The following is a 17804-nucleotide window of genomic DNA, read 5'->3' on the forward strand; positions in this document are numbered from 1 at the left end:
GAGAATCGGCGGGTGAACGCCCCCGTCTCCCCAGCCGACACCCTCCGCGCCGCCCTCGCCGGGCTGCTGGACGGGCTGCCGCCCAGGCAGGCCGCGCAGGCCGTGGACCGGCTGATCGCCAACTACCGGGGGCGGACCCCGACCCACGCGCCCGTGCTGCGGGACCGGTCGGACGTCGTCGCCTATGCCGCGTACCGGATGCCCGCGACGTTCGAGGCGGTGCGGGCGGCGCTGGAGGCGTTCGCGGACGCCGAGCCCGAGTGGGCGCCCGCGAGCCATGTGGACGTCGGAGGCGGGACGGGCGCGGCGACCTGGGCGGTGAGCGCCACCTGGGACGGACAGCGGCCGGTCACCGTGCTCGACTGGGCCGAGCCCGCGCTCGCGCTGGGCCGGGAGATCGCCGCCGCCAATCCGGCGCTGGAGGCCGTGGAGTGGCACCGCTCTCGTATCGGAGCAGCGCTCAGCATAGAGAGCACCGATCTCGTCACGGTGTCGTACGTCCTCGGGGAGCTGACCGAGGCCGACCGCGCCAGTGTCGTCGATGCCGCGGCCGCCGCCGCGCAGGCCGTCGTGATCGTGGAGCCCGGTACCCCGGACGGCTACGCCCGGGTGATCGAGGCCCGCGACCGGCTGATCCGCGCCGGTTTCCATGTCGCCGCGCCCTGCCCGCACAGCGCGGCCTGCCCCATCGTCCCCGGCGAGGACTGGTGCCATTTCTCGGCCCGGGTGAGCCGTTCCTCACTGCACCGGCAGGTCAAGGGCGGCTCGCTGGCGTACGAGGACGAGAAGTTCAGCTATGTCGCCGCGGCCCGATTCCCGGTGACGCCCGCCGCCTCCCGGGTCGTGCGCAAGCCGCAGATCCGCAAGGGGCAGGTGCTCCTCGACCTGTGCGGCCCGGACGAGTCCCTGCACCGGGAGACGGTGACCAAACGGCACGGTCCGCTCTACCGGGCGGCCCGGGACACGGACTGGGGCGATGCCTGGCCGCCGCCTCACACGGACGAGTGATGCATGTGACACCCACGGACGTGCTGAAGCGCACGGTCCGGCGCTCCTGTGCGCAGTTCTCCACCGGACATGTCATGTGAAATCCTGCAATTACCTCTGATCGAGGTGCGCGGCTGGCATCGCCCCGCCCACCCCGGATGTGGGCTCAGGTCACCCGGGGCGCAGGATGGTGGGACCATGAGGCATGCAGTCCGCACCACAGTGAGGCGAGGGGATAGATGAGCGCAGAGTTCGGCCGCCGCACGAGCGGGCAGGGCAGGATCTCCCAGTGGCTGCGTGGACGACGTCCCGCCCGTCTCAAGGAGGACGCCGGCGACGGCGGCCGTGAGGCGATGCTGCTGGCTGCTGCCGCCGCCGGGCTGCCGCTCGCGCCCGCCGCCCACCCCGCCGGCTACCGGTGCTCCTGCGACCGCATCGGCTGCCCCACGCCCGCCCGCCACCCGGTCTCCTTCGCCTGGCAGACGCAGTCCACCACCGACCGGGCACAGATCGAGCGCTGGGCCCGGCACCAGCCGCAGGCGAACTTCATCACCGCGACCGGCATGGTGCACGACGTGCTGGACGTCCCCCGCGAGGCCGGTGAGCAGGCCCTTCAGCGGCTGCTCGGCTCCGGCGTCGAGGTGGGACCGGTCGCCACCACCGGTGATGGGCGCATGCTCTTCTTCACGCTGACGCGTGGTACGCCCGAGGACGAGGACGAGTGGTGGCCCTGCGAGCTGGACTGCCACCCGGAGACCATGGACGAGCACCCGGGACTGCGCTGGCACTGCCGGGGCTCGTACGTGCTCGTGCCGCCGGCCCAGCTGCCCGGTGACCTCAGCGTCGAGTGGGTACGGGGGCCCGAGCACGCACTGCCGGATCCGCTGAGCCTGCTCGAGGCGCTGACCGACGCGTGCGCGCGGTACGTGGGGGAAGAGTCCGAGCTCGCGAGCTGGCCTCACCGGGGCTGACCCCCCGGGGCTCCGCCTACTCGCCCTTCGCCCCCGTCAGTCCCTCCACCCGGCTCAGGAACTTCACCGGTCCCTTCGACGGGTCCAGCACCGCCTGGTTGGAGACGAACTCCAGCGTCAGGGACTGCTTGACCTCCCCGGTCAGCAGGGCCTTGATGTTCGAGTCGGTGACGTTGATGTCCACGCCCGGCGCGGCGGTCTGCTTCTCGTAGTGGTGCGTGGCGAAGAACACCAGCGCGCCGCCGTCCGTGGTGCGCAGCCCCACCGGGGCGTAGTCGCCGTTCGTGAGCGGCTCGTCGATGTACTGCCGGGCGAGACCGGGCCTGCTCGCGTTCTTCAACCGGGTGGCGCGCCAACCCGAGGTGTGCGCGCCGGGCGCGAACGTGTTCCCGCCGGACTTCAGGTACGTCGCGTACTGCGTGCCCAGCCGGCGCGGCTCCACGGCGAGCGCCGCGTCGCCGGCCGTGACGGGTTCGGCCCAGCCGTCCTTGTCCTTCTTGAACGCCGGTACGTCACCGTCGGCGAGGATCGTCAGATAGGACACCGCCCACACCTTGTCCGGGTCGGAACGGGTGAAGACGAGGAGCCAATGGGCGTCGGCGCTGCCCTTGTTGGCGTGGGCGTCGGCGACGAACCAGCGCGGCCAGCCCGCCTTCTCGGGAATGGTGAACCTGGCGTCGGTCAGCTTCAGCGGCGTGTGACCGGGGTTGCCGCCGGGGTTGTTCTTGTGGCCGGCCGCCAGCTTGCCGCCGTCGATGTCGGCCAGCGCGCCGGTGACCCGGTCCGCGTCCAGGGTGCGGTCGAACGCCTTGTCCGCCTTGTTGTAGGCGGTGAGGAAGTCCCCGAGGGCGCGGGCGGCTTCGGCGCGTCTGACCGTCGGGACGACCTCGCGTTCGCCGTGGACCACGACGCAGCCACTCGCCGTCACGGCGACGGCCGCCGCCGTCACCGTCGCCAGGGCGATCCGGTTGAGACTACGACGCGTTCGAGGGCTGCGATCCCCGCGATCCCTGCTCATCAGTGACCTTCACCTTCCCCTTCCCGGAGGCGAACCCTACCGGGACGGGAAGCGGGACGGGCGCCGGGTTGCCCACTTGCGCTCGCCCCGCTATACCACTGACGTATCGTCAGGCCTTTTCCCCCACCGGGGTCGAGGCGGCCTGCTGCTTCGCCTTCCTCGAGGTGAAGCCGGCCGGGACGAAGAAGAGCACGAGGGTCGGGACCAGGTACAGCAGCCACACCGTGACCTGGACGACCGTCGGGTCGGGCTGGAAGTTGAAGACGCCCTTCAGGAGCGTGCCGTACCAGCTGTCCGGCGGGATGGTGCCGCTGATGTCGAAGGCCAGGTTCGACAGGCCCGGGACCCAGTCGGCCTCCTGCAGGTCGTGGAAGCCGTAGGCGAGCACGCCCGCGGCGACGACGACCAGCATGCCGCCGGTCCAGGTGAAGAACTTGGCGAGGTTGATCCTCAGGGCACCGCGGTAGAACAGCCAGCCCAGGAGGACCGCCGTGGCCAGGCCCAGGGCGACGCCGATCAGCGGGCGCGGGGTGCCGTCGCTGGCCGCGTGCACCGACGCCCACACGAACAGCGCGGTCTCCAGGCCCTCTCGGCCGACGGCCAGGAACGCGGTGGCGACCAGCGCGCCCGTGCCCATCGCCAGGGCCGCGTCCAGCTTGCCGTGCAGCTCGGACTTCAGATGCCGGGCCGTGCGCCGCATCCAGAAGACCATCCAGGTCACCAGGCCGACGGCGAGGATCGACAGGGAACCGCCGAGCGCCTCCTGCGCCTGGAACGTCAGTTCCTGGGAGCCGAATTCGAGAATGCAGCCGAAGCCCAGCGCGATGGCGATCGCGATGCCGATGCCGATCCAGATCGGCCTCAGGGCGTCCCTGCGGCCCGTCTTGACCAGATAGGCGATCAGGATGCAGACGACGAGACTGGCTTCCAGACCCTCGCGCAGGCCGATCAGATAGTTGGAGAACACTGACTACGCCTCCTCGGTCAGCAGCGTCCGGCCCCACCAGTCGTCCTTGTCACGGACGCCGGGCGGGATCGCGAAGACCGCCGAACCCACATGCTGGATGTACTCGTTGAGCGCGTCGGACGCCGACAGCTTGCGCTGCAGAGGGATGAACCCGTTGCGCACGTCGCGCTGGTAGGCGAGGAAGAACAACCCCGCGTCCAGACGGCCGAGTCCGTCCGTGCCGTCGGTGAAGGAGTAGCCCCGCCGCAGGATCGTGATCCCGTTGTTGGTGTCGGGGTGGGCGAGCCGGACATGCGCGTCCGGCTTCATCGCCTTCAGGAACGGCGCGTCGTGCTCCTTCGCCTTGCCGACCGGGGCGCCCTCGCCCTTGTCGCGGCCGAAGACGTCTTCCTGCTCCTGCAGCGAAGTGCGGTCCCAGGTCTCGATGTTCATGCGGATGCGCCGGGCGACGAGATACGAGCCGCCGGCCATCCAGCCCGGACCGTCGCCCTCGCCGACCCACACGAACTTCTTCAGCCGGTCCGTCTCCGTGCCCGCGATGTTGCGGGTGCCGTCCTTGAACCCCATGAGATTGCGCGGGGTCTGGGCGTCCGGAGTGGTCGACGACGTCTTGCCGAAGCCGAGCTGGGACCAGCGGATGGCGACCTTGCCGAAGCCGATGCGGGCCAGGTTGCGGATCGCGTGCACGGCGACCTGCGGGTCGTCCGCGCAGGCCTGGATGCACAGATCGCCGCCGGTGCGCGACGTGTCGAGGTTGTCGCCGGGGAACTGGGGAAGGTCGACCAGCGCCTCGGGCCGCTTGCCCTTGAGCCCGAACTTGTCGAACAGCGACGGTCCGAAGCCGATCGTCAGCGTCAGCCGCGTCGGCTTGAGGCCCAGAGCCTCACCGGTGTCGTCCGGCGGGGCCTCGGCGAGGCCGCCGTAGGCGCCCTCACCGACCGTCTGGCCCGCGGTCAGCCGCCGCGCGGCCGCCGTCCAGTCCTTGAGCAGCTGGACGAACTCGGCGCGGTCGTCGGTCTTCACGTCGAAGGTGGCGAAGTGCAGCCGGTCCTGCACCGGTGTCGAGATGCCCGCCTGGTGTGCGCCGTGGAACGAGATCGCCGCACCCGTCGAGGCACCGACGGGCTGTACGTCATCGCCCGTACGGGTCATGGCCACCGCACCGCCGGCCGCGGCGGCACCGAGCGCGAGCCCCGCGCCGCCCCAGCCGATCAGCGCGCGCCGCGAGGGCGCCGCGGGGGCCGCTTGCGAAGTGGTGGTGTCCGTGGTCGCATCCGTCATGGTCCCGGCCCCCTACTTCACGACGGCGGCGGCGAGCTTGGACAGCGGCTCGGCGAGGGCGTTCACCGCGTCCGAGAGCTCCTTGCGGTCGTCCTTGCCGACCTTGTCGTACGAGACGAAGTCGTACGACGCCTTGTCCGACCGGTACTTGTCGAGCAGCGTGTCCAGTGCCCCGAACTGCTTGTCCAGCTCCTGGGTCAGCGCCGCGTCGTTCTGCTGCGCGGCCGGCTTCAGCAGCTCGTACGCCTTCTGCGCGCCCTCGACGTTGGCCTTGAAGTCGACCAGGTCGGTGTGCGAGTACCGGTCCTCCTCGCCGGTGACCTTGCCGGTGGCGACCTCGTCGAGCAGCTCCTTGGCGCCGTTGGCCATGGAGGTCGGGGTGATCTCGGCCTTGCCGACCCGGGTCTGCCAGTCCTTCAGGTCGGTGACGAGCTGGTCGGCGAGGGTCTTCTCCTCGGCGCCGATCTTCTTGTCCTGCCACAGGGCCTTCTCCAGCCGGTGCCAGCCGGTCCACTTCTGGCCCTGCTCCAGGCCGTCGGCGCGGGTGTCGACCTTCGGGTCGATGTCACCGAAGGACTCGGCGACCGGCTCGGTGCGCTCCCAGCCGATGCGGGAGGGCGCGTAGGCCTTCTTCGCGGCCTCCACGTCGCCGTCCTTGATCGCCTTGGCGAAGGTCTCGACCCGGGGCAGCGTCTCGTCGGCCTGGTCCTGCGCGTACGCGCGGTAGGCGGCGACCGCCGCGTCGAGCTTCGGGTTCCGCTTGGCGGTGGCGCCGCCGGTGGCCGTGAGGTCCTGGCGTATTCCCTTGCCCTTCATGCCCGGCTTGCACGCGACCCGGTAGTCGCCGGCCTTCACCTCCGCGGTGACGGTCTGCTTGGTGCCGGGGCCGATGTTCTCGCGCTCGGCGACGATCCGGTCGTCCGGGAAGAGCAGGTAGACCTCGGTCACCTTGGCGCCCTTGTTCTCGACCGCCAACTCGACGTGCCCGGCCGGGAACTCCTTCTTCGAGACCTCGCACTTGGAGTCGGTCGCCGTGACCTGGATCAGGTGATCGGAGTCCTGGGCCGCGCTCTTCTGGGTGCACCCGGTGACGACGCTGAGAGCCGCCGCGGTGGCGGCAGTGGCGACGGACAGTCGGACGGCTCGCATGCTTGCTCCAAGAGGCAGTGTGGTGAGGCTGGCCTAACTTACCTGAGGCTTACCTCACCTGGAACCACCGGGTCCGTGATTCGGCTCCCATAGGAAGATCACAGGAACGGGATGTTTGAATGCCCGCGTGACCGACTACGACGTGCTGCGTGTCTTCTGCGGCCCGAGCGGCGGCTACGGCAACGAGCTCGGCGTCGTCCGTGAGGGTGCGGCGGTCCCCGAGCGGGACCGGCGCCAGGAGTTCGCCCGCAAGCTCGGCTTCAGCGAGACGGTGTTCGTCGACGACCCCGAGCGCGGTGTCATCGACATCTACACGCCCACCCTGCGCCTGCCGTTCGCCGGGCATCCCTGCGTGGGCACGGCCTGGCTGCTGGACGTACCGGAACTCGTCACTCCGGCCGGAGTCGTGGGGGCCCGGCTGGACGGCGAGTTCAGCTGGATCGAGGCCCGCCCGGAGTGGGCGCCGCCCCGCACGCTGCGGCAGTACGCGAAGGCCGCCGAGGTGGACGGTCTGGCGGTGCCACCGCCGGGCGACTGGATCTATGCCTGGGCGTGGGAGGACGAGGCGGCGGGCCGCGTACGCGCCCGGGCCTTCCCCGGCCGGGACGACGGCATCGACGAGGACGAGGCGACCGGCGCGGCCGCCCTGCTGCTCACGGACCGTCTCGGCCGCGCGCTCAACATACGCCAGGGTGCGGGCTCCCAGATCCTGACGGCTCCGCAGCCGCAGGGCTGGGTGGAGGTGGGCGGCCGGGTGTTCCTGGAGCGCTGACAGGTCAGGCGCTCAGCGGGAACTCCTCACCCAGGGCCTGGAAGACCGCCGTGTTGAGCCGGTATGCACGTCTGCACTCGGCGACGATCCGCTGCCTCTCCAGCTCGTCCGCCCCGATCCCGTCCAGAAGCGTCCGGTACTCCTTCTTAAACGCCGCCGGGTTGGGGATCCCGTCGAACACATAGAACCGCACCCCATCGCCCTTCCGGGTGAACCCCCAGGTCTTCTCCGCTGTGTCGCGGATGATCTGACCGCCGGCGAGGTCCCCGAGATAACGGGTGTAGTGGTGGGCCACGTACCCGCCGGGCCACTGCTCGGCGCACTCCCGCACCCGGGCCGCGTACTTCCGTGTCTCGGGCAGCGGCTCCAGGTGCGCCCGCCAGTCGGGGCCGCGCAGATGGGCCAGGTCCCGCCCCAGCGCGGGCAGCCGGAACAGCTCCGGCCGGACGAAGGGGCCGGCCACCGGGTCGCCGGCCAGCCGTTCGGCTCCGGCCTCCAGGGCCTCGTACACGAACCACAGCTGCTCGGTGTACCGCGCGTACGCGTCGACGCCGAGCCCGCCGCCGAGCAGGTCCGTGATGAACGTCGAGGTGTTCGCCTCCTGATGCACATCGAGCGACGCACTGCGGATGAGCGTCGAGAACGCCGTACGGGACGGGTCCGGCGCGTTCATGAGGCCTCCACGGTCTTCCCGGCTTTCCCGACACTCTGTCGGCAAGAGCCTACCCGGGATCGCGCGGCGGCCCACATGAAAGAGCCCGCTCTGGGGACAGAGCGGGCTCATGGGCTGTGGCGGGCGCGTTACGGCAGGGTCAGGATCTCCGCACCCGTTTCCGTGACGACCAGGGTGTGCTCGAACTGCGCGGTGCGCTTGCGGTCCTTCGTCACCACCGTCCAGCCGTCGTCCCACATGTCGTACTCGTGTGTGCCGAGCGTGAGCATGGGCTCGATGGTGAAGGTCATCCCCGGCTGCATCACGGTGGTCGCGTGGGGGCTGTCGTAGTGCGGGATGATCAGCCCGGAGTGGAACGAGGAATTGATCCCGTGCCCGGTGAAGTCCCGCACCACGCCGTACCCGAAGCGCTTGGCGTACGACTCGATGACCCGCCCGATGACATTGACCTGGCGGCCCGGCCTGACGGCCTTGATCGCGCGGTTGAGGGACTCGCGGGTGCGCTCCACCAGCAGCCGGGACTCCTCGTCCACGTCCCCGACGAGGTACGTGGCGTTGTTGTCGCCGTGCACGCCGCCGATGTACGCCGTCACGTCCAGGTTGATGATGTCGCCGTCCCGCAGGACCGTGGAGTCCGGGATGCCGTGGCAGATCACCTCGTTGACCGAGGTGCACAGCGACTTGGGGAAGCCGCGGTAGCCCAGCGTCGACGGGTAGGCGCCGTGGTCGCACATGTACTCGTGCGCGACCCGGTCCAGTTCGTCCGTGGTGACCCCCGGCGCGATGAGCTTCGCGGCCTCCGCCATGGCCCGCGCCGCGATCCGCCCGGCGACGCGCATCGCCTCGACGGTCTCGGGCGTCTGCACCTCGGGGCCGGTGTACGCGGCCGGTGCGGGTTTGCCGACGTACTGGGGGCGCCGGATGTTTCCGGGTACGGAACGGGTGGGAGACAGCTCTCCTGGGACGAGCAGCGACTGGCCAGACATGCCAGCGAGTCTATCCAGCGCGCCTGGGGGAACATGGGCCCTGGTGAAAGGAGCTCCTGCGATGGCGCTGTTCAAGAAGCGGACGGTCGGGAAGCCGGGAGAGTGGTTCTACTGCCTGCAGCACCAGAAGGTCGAGGAGGGGCCCGAGTGCCCCGCGAAGGACCGCCTCGGGCCGTACGCCTCGCCCGAGGAGGCGCAGCACGCGATGGAGATCGCGCGCGAGCGGAACGAGGAGTGGGAGACGGATCCCCGGTGGCACGACGCGCCGGCAGGAGAGCGTGAGGACGACTGAGCGGCCCGGGGCGGGTGGGGCCGGCCGGGTGCCGTCCCGCCCGTCCGGCCCTCAGCCCGCCGTCCCCACCCGCTGTGCCCTCAGCCGTACCGCGTGCTCGTTCGTCCGCGCGTCGTAGCGCATCAGACCAGGCAGGTACAGGGCGAGCAGGGCCACCGCACCCGTGCACAGCACTCCGCCCGACCAGACCGACGTACGGACTCCCCGCCAGGCCGCCATGCCGCCCGAGCGGACCTGGCCCAGCTGCGGGCCGACGGAGTACGACAGCAACTCGATGCCGGCCAGGCGGCCGCGCAGCTCGTCGGGGATCGTCTGGTTCCACATCGCCGCCCGGAAGATCCCGCTGACCATGTCCAAGCCGCCGCCCAGGGTCAGGAAGAGCAGCACCAGCCAGACGTTCCCCACGACACCCGCCGCCGCGACGGCCAGCCCCCAGCCCGCCGCCGCCAGGACCACCATCCGCCCGTGCCGGTGGATCCGTGACGTCCAGCCGCCGGTCAGTGACACCAGCAGCGCCCCAGCCGGGAACGCCGCGTACATCAGGCCCAGCGACCACTCGGCGCGCAGTTCGTCGGCGAGGAAGGGCAGCACCGCCAGCGGCATCGCGAACAGCATCGCGGCGATGTCGACGACGTAGGTGCCGAGGAGTTCCTTGCGGTTCCAGGCGTAGCGCGCGCCCTCCGCGATCGACCGCAGCGACGGCTTGGCCGCCTCGTGGGAGGCAGGCGACGCCGCGAGCCCCAGGCCCAGCAGCACCGACACCACGAAGGTCACCAGGTCTGCGCCGTACGCGGCGCCCAGCCCGGCGTACGCGACCACCACACCCGCCAGCGCCGGGCCCGCCACGCCGCCCACCGTCCAGCGCAGCGAGTTGAGCGACGCGGCGGCGGGAAGGTCGTCGTGCGCGACGATGCGCGGCACGAGGGAGTCGAGGGCGGGACGCTGAAGGGCGCCGAAGGCCGAGGACAGAGCCGCGACGACGTACAGGGGCCAGACGGCCGGCTCCGGCAGCAGCGCGTTCAGCAGGAGCACGGCGGACAGCAGACCCTGCCCGGCCTCGGTGGCGAGGATCAGCTTCCGCTTGTCGTACGCGTCGGCGAGCGCGCCGCCGTACAGACCGAAGACGATCAGCGGTACGAGTTCGACGGCCCCGATCGCACCCACTGCCGCCGCCGAGCCGGTCAGCTCCTTCAGCTGGACCGGCACCGCGACGAAGCTGAGGAAAGTGCCGAAGTTGCTGATCAGCCCGGCCAGCCAGAGCCTGCGGAAGTCCGCCGAGGCGTGCCAGGGCGCGAGGTCGGGGAGCAGGGCGCGCAGTCCCTTGCCGTGAGCGGCGGAGGGGCCCGCGGCCTCGGATGCGGGCGCGTCCGCGGGGTCGGGAGCCGCTCCCGGTGCTGCTACGGGGCGGGCGGGGGCGTCGTCGGTCACGACGGGCCATGCTCAGCCGGTCCGGAACCCCTGGCAACTGGTTTTCCCGGCGTTCACCACCGCGGCGGAGGAGGTGACGTCAGATGGTCGGCCAGGCGTGCCAGCCGGTCCCGCAGGCGCCGCCGCCCACGGGGGGCCGGCAGCGCGTTCTCCCCGGCGGCCGCGCTCACCAGGTGCTGGATGGTGTCCAGATCCAGATCCGTGGCCTGCGGGACCGTCAGCGACTCATGCGCCATGGCGGCCAGGTCCCGGTCCCCGGCGTCCAGCGCCAGCACCGTCGCCCCCGCCCGCCGCGCGTCATGGACCCGTTCGAGAAGCCCGGACCCCGGATCGGCGGGCGACACCACCAGCAGCGTCTCGCCCCGACGTGCCGCCGACAACCGTCCGAGCCCCACCGCCAGATGCGCCGGATCCGAGGCCCGTGCCCCGTGCCGCACCAGCGTCGGCGCCAGTTCCGGCGTCCCCGACCAGGCTGCCTCGTCGACCAGATGCGCCGCCAGGTGCCACGGCTCGTACTCCTGGGTGCCCACGAGCAGCAGCCCGCCGCCGTACGACACTACGGACCCCCGCAGCGTCCCCGCGAACCGCCGTGTGGCCCCCAGCCACTCGGTCCCGGCGAGCACTTCCCGCAACAACGCGACCCGTACGGCGTCCATGCGGCAACATCCTGCCGCAACCGGACACTCTTGACCGGGAGTTCAACCCGAATTCGCCCGACCCGGTGCCTGAGCCGAACCATGGGGCACTGGTGTTGGTTGACGTACCACGGCCGATCGTCCCAGGAGCCCCCATGACCGAAGCCACCGTCCCCTTCCGCGCGGGCCGCGAGGGCTACGCCAGTCACTGGATCCCCGCGATCGTCGCCACCGGCGCCGGCACCATGCTCGCCTTCTGCGAGGGGCGGTTGACCTCCGCCGCCGACCACGGGCACATCGACATCGTGCTCAAGCGGTCCACGGACGGCGGTCGCACCTGGGGCCCGCTCCAGACCGTCGCCCGCAACGGCTCCTCCCTCGCCGGCAACCCGGCCCCGGTGGTCCTGGACACCGGCCGGGTCCTGCTCGTCCACGTCCGCGCCGCGGCTGACGCGACCGAGCACGCCATCCTGCGCGGAGAGGTGAAGCCCGAGGACGGGCGCCGCGTCTGGGTGCAGCACAGCGACGACGACGGACTGACCTGGTCCGGGCCGCGCGAGATCACCCCGCAGGTGAAGAAGGAGGACTGGCGCTGGTACGCCACCACACCCGGCCACGCCCTCCAGCTGAGCGACGCCCGGGTCCTGGTCCCCGGCAACCACAGCCGCCCGCCCACCGGCACCGACACCGGCGCCGAGGCGAAGTACTACGACGGCCACTGCCTGCTCAGCGACGACCGCGGCGAGAACTGGTACCTCGGCTACGTCGAGGAGACCAGCGACAACTACATCAACGCCAACGAGACGACGGCGGCCGAACTCCCCGACGGACGCGTCTACTTCAACACCCGCACCGACTCCCGCTCACCCGGCACCCGGGCCGACGCCCACTCGGAGGACGGCGGCCGCAGCCTCGTGAAGCCCTTCCGCCCGCAGGCCGGGCTCGTCGCGCCCGTCTGCCAGGGCAGTGTCCTCCAGCTACGCGACTCCGACCTGCTGCTCTTCGCCGGCCCCGCGGCCCCGGGCGCCCGCGCCATGATGGCCGTGCGCGTCTCCACCGACGCCGGCGCCACCTGGCGGTCCGCGTACACCGCCGACGGGCTGCCCGCCGCCTACTCCGACCTCGTCCGCGTCGACGCCGGCACGGTCGGCCTGCTCTACGAGACGGGGGACTTCGGCGCCTACGAGACGATCACCTTCCGCCGTATCCCTGTGACGGCTCTGCTCTGAGCGGCGAGCGGGGCCCGTGCGCACGTAGAGTCGGCCCATGACCTCTACCGACAGTGCAGCCAAGGCCCCCGCCAAGGACCCCTGGGACCTCCCCGACGTCTCCGGACTCGTCGTCGGCGTGCTCGGCGGCACCGGACCGCAGGGCAAGGGCCTCGCCTACCGGCTCGCCCGGGCCGGCCAGAAGGTGATCATCGGCTCGCGTGCCGAGGAACGCGCACAGGCCGCCGCCGAGGAGATCGGCCACGGCGTCGAGGGCGCCGACAATGCCGAGGCCTCCCGGCGCAGCGACATCGTGATCGTCGCCGTGCCGTGGGAGGGCCACGGGAAGACGCTGGAGTCGCTGCGCGAGGTGCTGGCCGGCAAGCTCGTCGTCGACTGCGTCAACCCGCTCGGCTTCGACAAGAAGGGCGCGTACGCGATCAAGCCGGAGGAGGGCAGCGCCGCTGAGCAGGCCGCGGCTCTGCTCCCCGACTCACGGGTCACGGCCGCCTTCCACCACCTGTCCGCGGTGCTCCTCCAGGACCCGCAGGTGGAACTGGTCGACACCGACGTCATGGTGCTCGGGGAGGAACGTGCCGATGTGGAGATCGTGCAGGCGCTGGCCGGACGTGTCCCGGGCATGCGCGGCATCTTCGCGGGACGGCTGCGCAACGCCCACCAGGTCGAGGCCCTGGTGGCCAATCTGATCTCCGTCAACCGGCGGTACAAGGCGCACGCGGGCCTCCGGGTGACCGACGTGTAGCGGGCCTGCGGGCATGGGGGACACTGGACGCCGTACGACCACACCGTCCGTCAGGAGCCGACCCCCATGCCCCGCCTAGCCCTCTACGCCCTCATCGTGTGCATCCTCGCCGTCGTGGCGGCCGTCGTCTCCTTCGCCGAGGGCAGCTGGCTCGGGATTGTCTGGGTGCTGCTGGCGGGCCTGACGTCCAACATGACCTGGTACTACGTGCGGCGCAGCAGGGCCGACCGGGGCCGGTCGGTCACTGGCTGATCTGGCAGAACTCGTTGGTGCCCTGCCAGAAGCGGTAGAGCTCCTGGCCGCAGTACCGGTCGAACTCGCCGATGCCCAGAGCGCGCAGGATCGTGTCGATCACGTCGAAGAAGGCGGTGTTGACCGACGGCACCCACAGCAGCGCGAACACGAAGAGCAGGCCGAACGGCGCGAACGGCTCCACCTGGCGCTTGATGTTGTAGGAGAGCCAGGGCTCGATCACGCCGTATCCGTCCAGGCCGGGCACCGGCAGGAAGTTCAGGATCGCGGCCGTCACCTGCAGCAGCGCGAGGAAGGCGAGGGCGAACCGGAAGTCCCGGGGCACCCCGTCCAGCGCGTGCAGCCAGAACGGGGCCGTGCACACGGCCGCGAACAGGACGTTCGTCAGCGGGCCGGCCGCGGAGATCAGGCTGTGCCGCCAGCGCCCCCGGATGCGGCTCCGCTCGATGAACACCGCGCCGCCCGGCAGGCCGATCCCGCCCATGATCACGAAGATCACCGGCAGGACGATGCTCAGCAGCGCGTGCGTGTACTTCAGCGGGTTGAGCGTGAGATAGCCCTTGGCGCCGACCGTGATGTCGCCGCTGTGCAGGGCGGTGCGCGCGTGCGCGTACTCGTGCAGACACAGCGACACGACCCACGCGGCGGTCACGAACAGGAACACGGCCACGCCGGGCTGCTCGGCGAAGCCGCTCCAGGTGGCCCATCCCGTGACCGCCGTCACGGCCAGGATCCCGACGAAGACGGGACTGATCCGCCGGTCGTTACGGCGGGCGGCGGCGGTGGCCATGGGACTCCTGAGTGCTGAGGGACGGGTGCGGTGCTGGGTCGACCGTATCGGGGATGAGTATCGGTGAGGTGACGAGTATCGGTGACATGGGAAGAACGTCCTGCGGCCAGTCCCAGGTTCCTGACAAGGAACGGGCTCGCCTTGGCACCGGTCATCCCTGCGCTGGGGCACGTCCGTTCGGACATGGGTGAGGCCGGCGAAGAACCGCTGCCCTTCGTGGTCGAGGCGGTCTCGCCGGAGGGCAGGCACCGTACGGGTCCGAAACCCGGGAGCGGTGCCGGGGTTCGGCCGGGGACAATGGGCCCCGTGCGCTACCGGATTCTCGGCACCACCCAGGCACTCCGCGCCGACGGCACTCCCGTCCCGGTCGGCGGGGCCCGGCTGCGTGCCCTGCTGACCGTACTCGCCGTGCGGGCCGGACGGATCGTTCCGGCCGCCTTCCTCGTGGACGAGGTGTGGGACGGGGACCCGCCCGCCGACGCCACCGGTGCCCTCCAGGCGCTGGTCGGGCGGTTGCGCCGGGCGCTCGGCGCAACCGCCGTCGAGTCGGTGGACGGCGGCTACCGGCTCGCCGCCGCACCGGACGAGGTCGACCTGCACCGCTTCGAGCGGCTCGCCGGAGAGGGCATACGCGCACTGGCCGACGGCGACCCCGCGAAGGCGGCGGTCGTCCTCGACGACGCCCTCGCCCTGTGGCACGGCCCCGCCCTGGCCGACCTGCCGGACCGCACCGCCGAGGCCGCCCGCTGGGAGACCCGCCGCCTCGACGCGCGCCGGGCCCGACTGACCGCGGCCGTCGCCCTCGGCCACAGCGAGCAGCACCTGCCCGAGCTGACCGCCCTGTGCGATCTGCACCCGCTGGACGAGCCCCTCCAGGCGCTGCGCCTGCGCGCCCTGCGCGACGCGGGCCGCCCCGCCGAGGCGCTGGCCGCCTACGAGGACGTACGGCAGATGCTGGCGGACCGTCTCGGCTCGGACCCCGGACCGGAGCTGCGGTCACTGCACGGGGAACTGCTCCAAGCCCCCGAAGCGGTTGCGTTCCACGCCCCGGGCCGCCCCCGGCCACCCGCCGACGGGGGCGCCGCCGCGCCCGCACACCCCGGGAACCTCCGCGCCCGCCTCACCTCCTTCGTGGGACGGGGCGCCGACATCGACACCCTGCGCGCCGACCTCGCCGGCGCCCGGCTCGTCACCCTGCTCGGGCCCGGGGGCGCCGGGAAGACCCGGCTGTCGCAGGAGGCCGCCGAGTCCGTGGCCCACCTGGCGCCGGACGGGGTGTGGCTGGCCGAGCTGGCGCCGGTCGACGAGCCCGATGCGGTGCCGGAGGCCGTGCTGACCGCCGTGGGCGGCCGCGAGACCGTGCTGCGCGGTGCCGGAGCCGAGGAGATGCGCGCCGTCGCAGAACGGCACGACGACCCGCTCGTCCGGCTCGCCGAGCACTGCGCGCGGCGGCGCATGGTGCTCATCCTCGACAACTGCGAGCACCTCGTGGACGCCGCCGCCCACCTCGTCGAGCATCTCCTCCAGCACTGCCCTGGGCTGACGGTCCTCGCCACCAGCCGCGAACCCCTCGGTGTGCCGGGGGAGTTGCTGCGCCCGGTCGAGCCGCTGCCGCAGCCGTACGCGCTGAAGCTGCTCGCCGACCGAGGGGCCGCCGCACGGCCCGGCTTCCGCGTCGAGGACGATCCCGGGGCCGCCGCCGAGATCTGCCGCCGCCTCGACGGGCTGCCGCTCGCCATCGAACTCGCGGCCGCACGGCTGCGGATGCTGTCGCCGCGGCAGATCGCCGACCGGCTCGACGACCGTTTCCGGCTGCTCACCTCCGGCAGCCGCACCGTACTGCCCCGCCAGCAGACCCTGCGGGCCGTCGTCGACTGGTCCTGGGACCTGCTGGACGCGGACGAACGCGCGGTGCTGCGCCGGCTGTCCGTCTTCTCCGGCGGCTGCGACCTCCACGCCGCCGAGGCCGTGTGCGGTCCCGCCGCGCTGGAGGCGGTCGGCTCGCTGGTCGACAAGTCCCTGGTGGTGGCCGCCCCTTCGGGCGACGGGGAGATGCGCTACCGGCTGCTCGAGACCGTCGCCGAGTACGCGTCCGAACGGCTCGACGAATCCGGCGAGCGGCCCCGGGCTGAGCGCGCCCACCTCACGTACTACCGCGAAGTGGCCCGCACCACGGACCCGTTGCTGCGCTCCGGCGGGCAGCGAGCCGCCATCGAGCGGCTCCAGGTCGAGTACGAGAACCTGCGTGGTGCGCTGCGCCGTGCCGTCGCCGCCCGCGACGAGCAGGAAGCGCTCTGCCTGCTGCTCTCGCTGTGCTGGTTCTGGCAGATGCGCGGCCTGCGGACCGACGCCCGCACCTGGTCCTCCGCGGTCATGGCCCTCGGCCCCGATCCGTTCGAGGCGCCCGCCCGGCCAGTGCCGGACATCCCCGACAGATGCACCGACAACCCGCCGCCGATGTCCGCGGACATGCTGGACGAGGCCCGCCGGGGCGCCCATCTCATCCACCTCGCCTGCATGGATATGGAACTCCAGGAGTGGGAGACACCGCAGGCCAAGGAGAAGCTGCGGGTCATCGCCGACACCTACCGCCCCGGCCAGCCGCAGACCTGCCGCGTCCCCGGCTGCCTGTGGTTCTTCGCCGTCCTGCTCACCGCCGACCTCGAGCGCATCCGGGTCGCCATCGACGCGTCGGTCCGCACCTGCCGCGAGCTCGGTCACACCTGGGAGCTGGCCCAGGCCTTGCAGATGCGCGCCAACATTCTCGCCAACCGCAGCGACTGGACGCCGGACGCGACCCGGGACGCGGACGAGGCGCTGGAGATCTTCCGCCGGATCGGGGACACCTGGGGCGCCGCAGAGGCTCTCTCCGCACGCGGCGAGGCCCGCGAACGCGCGGGTGACTACCTGCTCGCCGCCGCTGACTACGAGGAGGCGCGGCAGTACGCCGAACGACTCGGCGCCCGCTCGCAGATGACGGTGCTCGACGCCCGCCTCGGCAGCGTCCTGCTGGACGCGGGGGAGGCCGAGCGGGGCGAGCGGCTGCTGCGCCAGGTCCTCGAGGAGACCCATGGCTCGGTGAACGAGGCGCTGCCGGCGGCCCGGATCTTCCTGACGATGTGGCTGAGCCGCACAGACCGCGTGGCTGAGGCGCGCGAGCACCTACGGCAGTTGCGTGAGGAGTTCGGGGCGATCGGCTTTGTGGTCTTCGACGGCCTTATGCTCGGCCTGGAGGCCTGGCTGGACGTGGCCGAACAGCGTTATGGGGAGGCTCTGGCCAAGGTGCGCAAGGCACTCGAGCGGGCCGCGGACCAGATGACTCGGGTGATGGCGCCGCAGATGCCCTCCGTGCATCTGGTCACCGCCGCGAACGCCCTTGCCCGCGTGGACGGTGGACGCCGCGCCCGGGACGCCGCCGTGTGCCTCGGTGCCGCCGACCGCGTGCTGCCGCCCGGCCACATCCGGACTCCGGCGGAGCGCGAGGCCCGCACCATGGCGGAGTCCGGAGCCCGGGCCGTACTGGACGACGCGGCCTACGAAGCCGCGTACGCCGAGGGCGACGGGCTCTCCTTTGAGGAGGCCGTCGCCCTCGTGTGACGCGGACCGGGTCGTCGAGCCGGGCCGCCCTCGTC

The 17804-nt window shown here is 71.8% G+C and carries 17 protein-coding genes; 8 read left to right on the plus strand and 9 right to left on the minus strand.

Annotation, left to right across the window (positions count from 1 at the left end; translation table 11 throughout):
* The first annotated feature begins 12 nt into the window (after positions 1–12).
* A complete protein-coding gene (locus ACQEXA_RS38895; RefSeq protein ID WP_432927007.1) occupies positions 13–1008 on the plus strand; it encodes a small ribosomal subunit Rsm22 family protein in 996 nt (331 codons plus the stop codon).
* A gap of 218 nt (positions 1009–1226) precedes the next feature.
* Positions 1227–1958, plus strand: a complete 732-nt coding sequence (locus ACQEXA_RS38900) for a bifunctional DNA primase/polymerase (protein WP_359393355.1) — start codon at positions 1227–1229, stop codon at positions 1956–1958.
* Positions 1959–1974: 16 nt separating this feature from the next.
* Here the strand turns inward: ACQEXA_RS38900 and ACQEXA_RS38905 are convergent, their stop codons facing one another.
* The 4 genes from ACQEXA_RS38905 to efeO form a co-directional block, all read right to left on the minus strand.
* Complete coding sequence (locus tag ACQEXA_RS38905) at positions 1975–2976, minus strand: hypothetical protein (RefSeq protein WP_432927005.1); 1002 nt, start codon at positions 2974–2976, stop codon at positions 1975–1977.
* Between the two features lie 109 nt (positions 2977–3085).
* Complete coding sequence (gene efeU / locus ACQEXA_RS38910) at positions 3086–3943, minus strand: iron uptake transporter permease EfeU (protein WP_433132367.1); 858 nt, start codon at positions 3941–3943, stop codon at positions 3086–3088.
* Between the two features lie 3 nt (positions 3944–3946).
* Positions 3947–5224 (minus strand): iron uptake transporter deferrochelatase/peroxidase subunit, encoded by a 1278-nt coding sequence (gene efeB / locus ACQEXA_RS38915; RefSeq protein ID WP_433132369.1) that lies wholly within the window; start codon positions 5222–5224, stop codon positions 3947–3949.
* A 12-nt stretch (positions 5225–5236) separates the two neighbouring features.
* Entirely contained in the window at positions 5237–6373 is a 1137-nt protein-coding gene (gene efeO, locus ACQEXA_RS38920; RefSeq protein ID WP_432926999.1) for an iron uptake system protein EfeO, read from the minus strand.
* Between the two features lie 127 nt (positions 6374–6500).
* Here efeO and ACQEXA_RS38925 point away from each other — a divergent pair, with 127 nt between their 5' ends.
* Positions 6501–7145, plus strand: coding sequence for a PhzF family phenazine biosynthesis protein (locus ACQEXA_RS38925; RefSeq protein WP_432926997.1), 645 nt, complete (start codon positions 6501–6503; stop codon positions 7143–7145).
* Positions 7146–7149: 4 nt separating this feature from the next.
* Here ACQEXA_RS38925 and ACQEXA_RS38930 read toward each other — a convergent pair whose 3' ends face one another.
* Positions 7150–7818, minus strand: a complete 669-nt coding sequence (locus ACQEXA_RS38930; RefSeq protein WP_432926995.1) for a heme oxygenase (biliverdin-producing) — start codon at positions 7816–7818, stop codon at positions 7150–7152.
* A 128-nt stretch (positions 7819–7946) separates the two neighbouring features.
* Positions 7947–8804 (minus strand): type I methionyl aminopeptidase, encoded by an 858-nt coding sequence (gene map, locus ACQEXA_RS38935; protein ID WP_359393371.1) that lies wholly within the window; start codon positions 8802–8804, stop codon positions 7947–7949.
* A gap of 61 nt (positions 8805–8865) precedes the next feature.
* On the opposite strand from map, the gene ACQEXA_RS38940 reads away from it, so the two are divergent.
* Positions 8866–9096: a hypothetical protein gene (locus ACQEXA_RS38940; RefSeq protein WP_432926993.1), complete on the plus strand. Its 231-nt coding sequence runs from the start codon at positions 8866–8868 to the stop codon at positions 9094–9096.
* A gap of 51 nt (positions 9097–9147) precedes the next feature.
* Here ACQEXA_RS38940 and ACQEXA_RS38945 read toward each other — a convergent pair whose 3' ends face one another.
* Both ACQEXA_RS38945 and ACQEXA_RS38950 read right to left on the minus strand, forming a co-directional pair.
* Positions 9148–10524, minus strand: a complete 1377-nt coding sequence (locus ACQEXA_RS38945; protein WP_432926991.1) for an MFS transporter — start codon at positions 10522–10524, stop codon at positions 9148–9150.
* A gap of 53 nt (positions 10525–10577) precedes the next feature.
* Positions 10578–11180, minus strand: a complete 603-nt coding sequence (locus ACQEXA_RS38950) for a hypothetical protein (protein ID WP_432926989.1) — start codon at positions 11178–11180, stop codon at positions 10578–10580.
* Between the two features lie 134 nt (positions 11181–11314).
* Here ACQEXA_RS38950 and ACQEXA_RS38955 point away from each other — a divergent pair, with 134 nt between their 5' ends.
* The 3 genes from ACQEXA_RS38955 (at position 11315) to ACQEXA_RS38965 (ending at position 13382) form a co-directional block, all read left to right on the plus strand.
* A complete protein-coding gene (locus tag ACQEXA_RS38955) occupies positions 11315–12388 on the plus strand; it encodes a sialidase family protein (protein ID WP_432926987.1) in 1074 nt (357 codons plus the stop codon).
* A gap of 37 nt (positions 12389–12425) precedes the next feature.
* Entirely contained in the window at positions 12426–13130 is a 705-nt protein-coding gene (npdG, locus tag ACQEXA_RS38960; RefSeq protein ID WP_432926985.1) for an NADPH-dependent F420 reductase, read from the plus strand.
* A gap of 66 nt (positions 13131–13196) precedes the next feature.
* Complete coding sequence (locus tag ACQEXA_RS38965; protein ID WP_359393382.1) at positions 13197–13382, plus strand: hypothetical protein; 186 nt, start codon at positions 13197–13199, stop codon at positions 13380–13382.
* Here ACQEXA_RS38965 and ACQEXA_RS38970 read toward each other — a convergent pair.
* Positions 13372–14172 (minus strand): site-2 protease family protein, encoded by an 801-nt coding sequence (locus ACQEXA_RS38970; RefSeq protein ID WP_432926983.1) that lies wholly within the window; start codon positions 14170–14172, stop codon positions 13372–13374. The two genes, ACQEXA_RS38965 and ACQEXA_RS38970, sit on opposite strands and share 11 nt — an antisense overlap.
* A gap of 297 nt (positions 14173–14469) precedes the next feature.
* Between ACQEXA_RS38970 and ACQEXA_RS38975 the strand changes: the two genes are divergently transcribed.
* Positions 14470–17769: a BTAD domain-containing putative transcriptional regulator gene (locus ACQEXA_RS38975; protein ID WP_432939093.1), complete on the plus strand. Its 3300-nt coding sequence runs from the start codon at positions 14470–14472 to the stop codon at positions 17767–17769.
* Positions 17770–17804 lie beyond the last annotated feature (35 nt).

This window comes from Streptomyces sp. CA-106110 (assembly GCF_050936285.1).
GTDB lineage: Bacteria > Actinomycetota > Actinomycetes > Streptomycetales > Streptomycetaceae > Streptomyces.

What these genes read in the sequence shown, in the direction of transcription:
- ACQEXA_RS38965 (WP_359393382.1), top strand. Translation starts at nt 13,197, where the DNA reads ATGCCCCGCCTAGCCCTCTACGCCCTCATCGTGTGCATCCTCGCCGTC.
- ACQEXA_RS38900 (WP_359393355.1), top strand. Translation starts at nt 1,227, where the DNA reads ATGAGCGCAGAGTTCGGCCGCCGCACGAGCGGGCAGGGCAGGATCTCC.
- ACQEXA_RS38940 (WP_432926993.1), top strand. Translation starts at nt 8,866, where the DNA reads ATGGCGCTGTTCAAGAAGCGGACGGTCGGGAAGCCGGGAGAGTGGTTC.
- ACQEXA_RS38970 (WP_432926983.1), bottom strand. Translation starts at nt 14,172, where the DNA reads ATGGCCACCGCCGCCGCCCGCCGTAACGACCGGCGGATCAGTCCCGTC.
- efeO (WP_432926999.1), bottom strand. Translation starts at nt 6,373, where the DNA reads ATGCGAGCCGTCCGACTGTCCGTCGCCACTGCCGCCACCGCGGCGGCT.
- ACQEXA_RS38930 (WP_432926995.1), bottom strand. Translation starts at nt 7,818, where the DNA reads ATGAACGCGCCGGACCCGTCCCGTACGGCGTTCTCGACGCTCATCCGC.
- ACQEXA_RS38905 (WP_432927005.1), bottom strand. Translation starts at nt 2,976, where the DNA reads ATGAGCAGGGATCGCGGGGATCGCAGCCCTCGAACGCGTCGTAGTCTC.
- npdG (WP_432926985.1), top strand. Translation starts at nt 12,426, where the DNA reads ATGACCTCTACCGACAGTGCAGCCAAGGCCCCCGCCAAGGACCCCTGG.
- ACQEXA_RS38975 (WP_432939093.1), top strand. Translation starts at nt 14,470, where the DNA reads ATGGGCCCCGTGCGCTACCGGATTCTCGGCACCACCCAGGCACTCCGC.
- efeB (WP_433132369.1), bottom strand. Translation starts at nt 5,224, where the DNA reads ATGACGGATGCGACCACGGACACCACCACTTCGCAAGCGGCCCCCGCG.
- map (WP_359393371.1), bottom strand. Translation starts at nt 8,804, where the DNA reads ATGTCTGGCCAGTCGCTGCTCGTCCCAGGAGAGCTGTCTCCCACCCGT.
- ACQEXA_RS38950 (WP_432926989.1), bottom strand. Translation starts at nt 11,180, where the DNA reads ATGGACGCCGTACGGGTCGCGTTGTTGCGGGAAGTGCTCGCCGGGACC.
- ACQEXA_RS38955 (WP_432926987.1), top strand. Translation starts at nt 11,315, where the DNA reads ATGACCGAAGCCACCGTCCCCTTCCGCGCGGGCCGCGAGGGCTACGCC.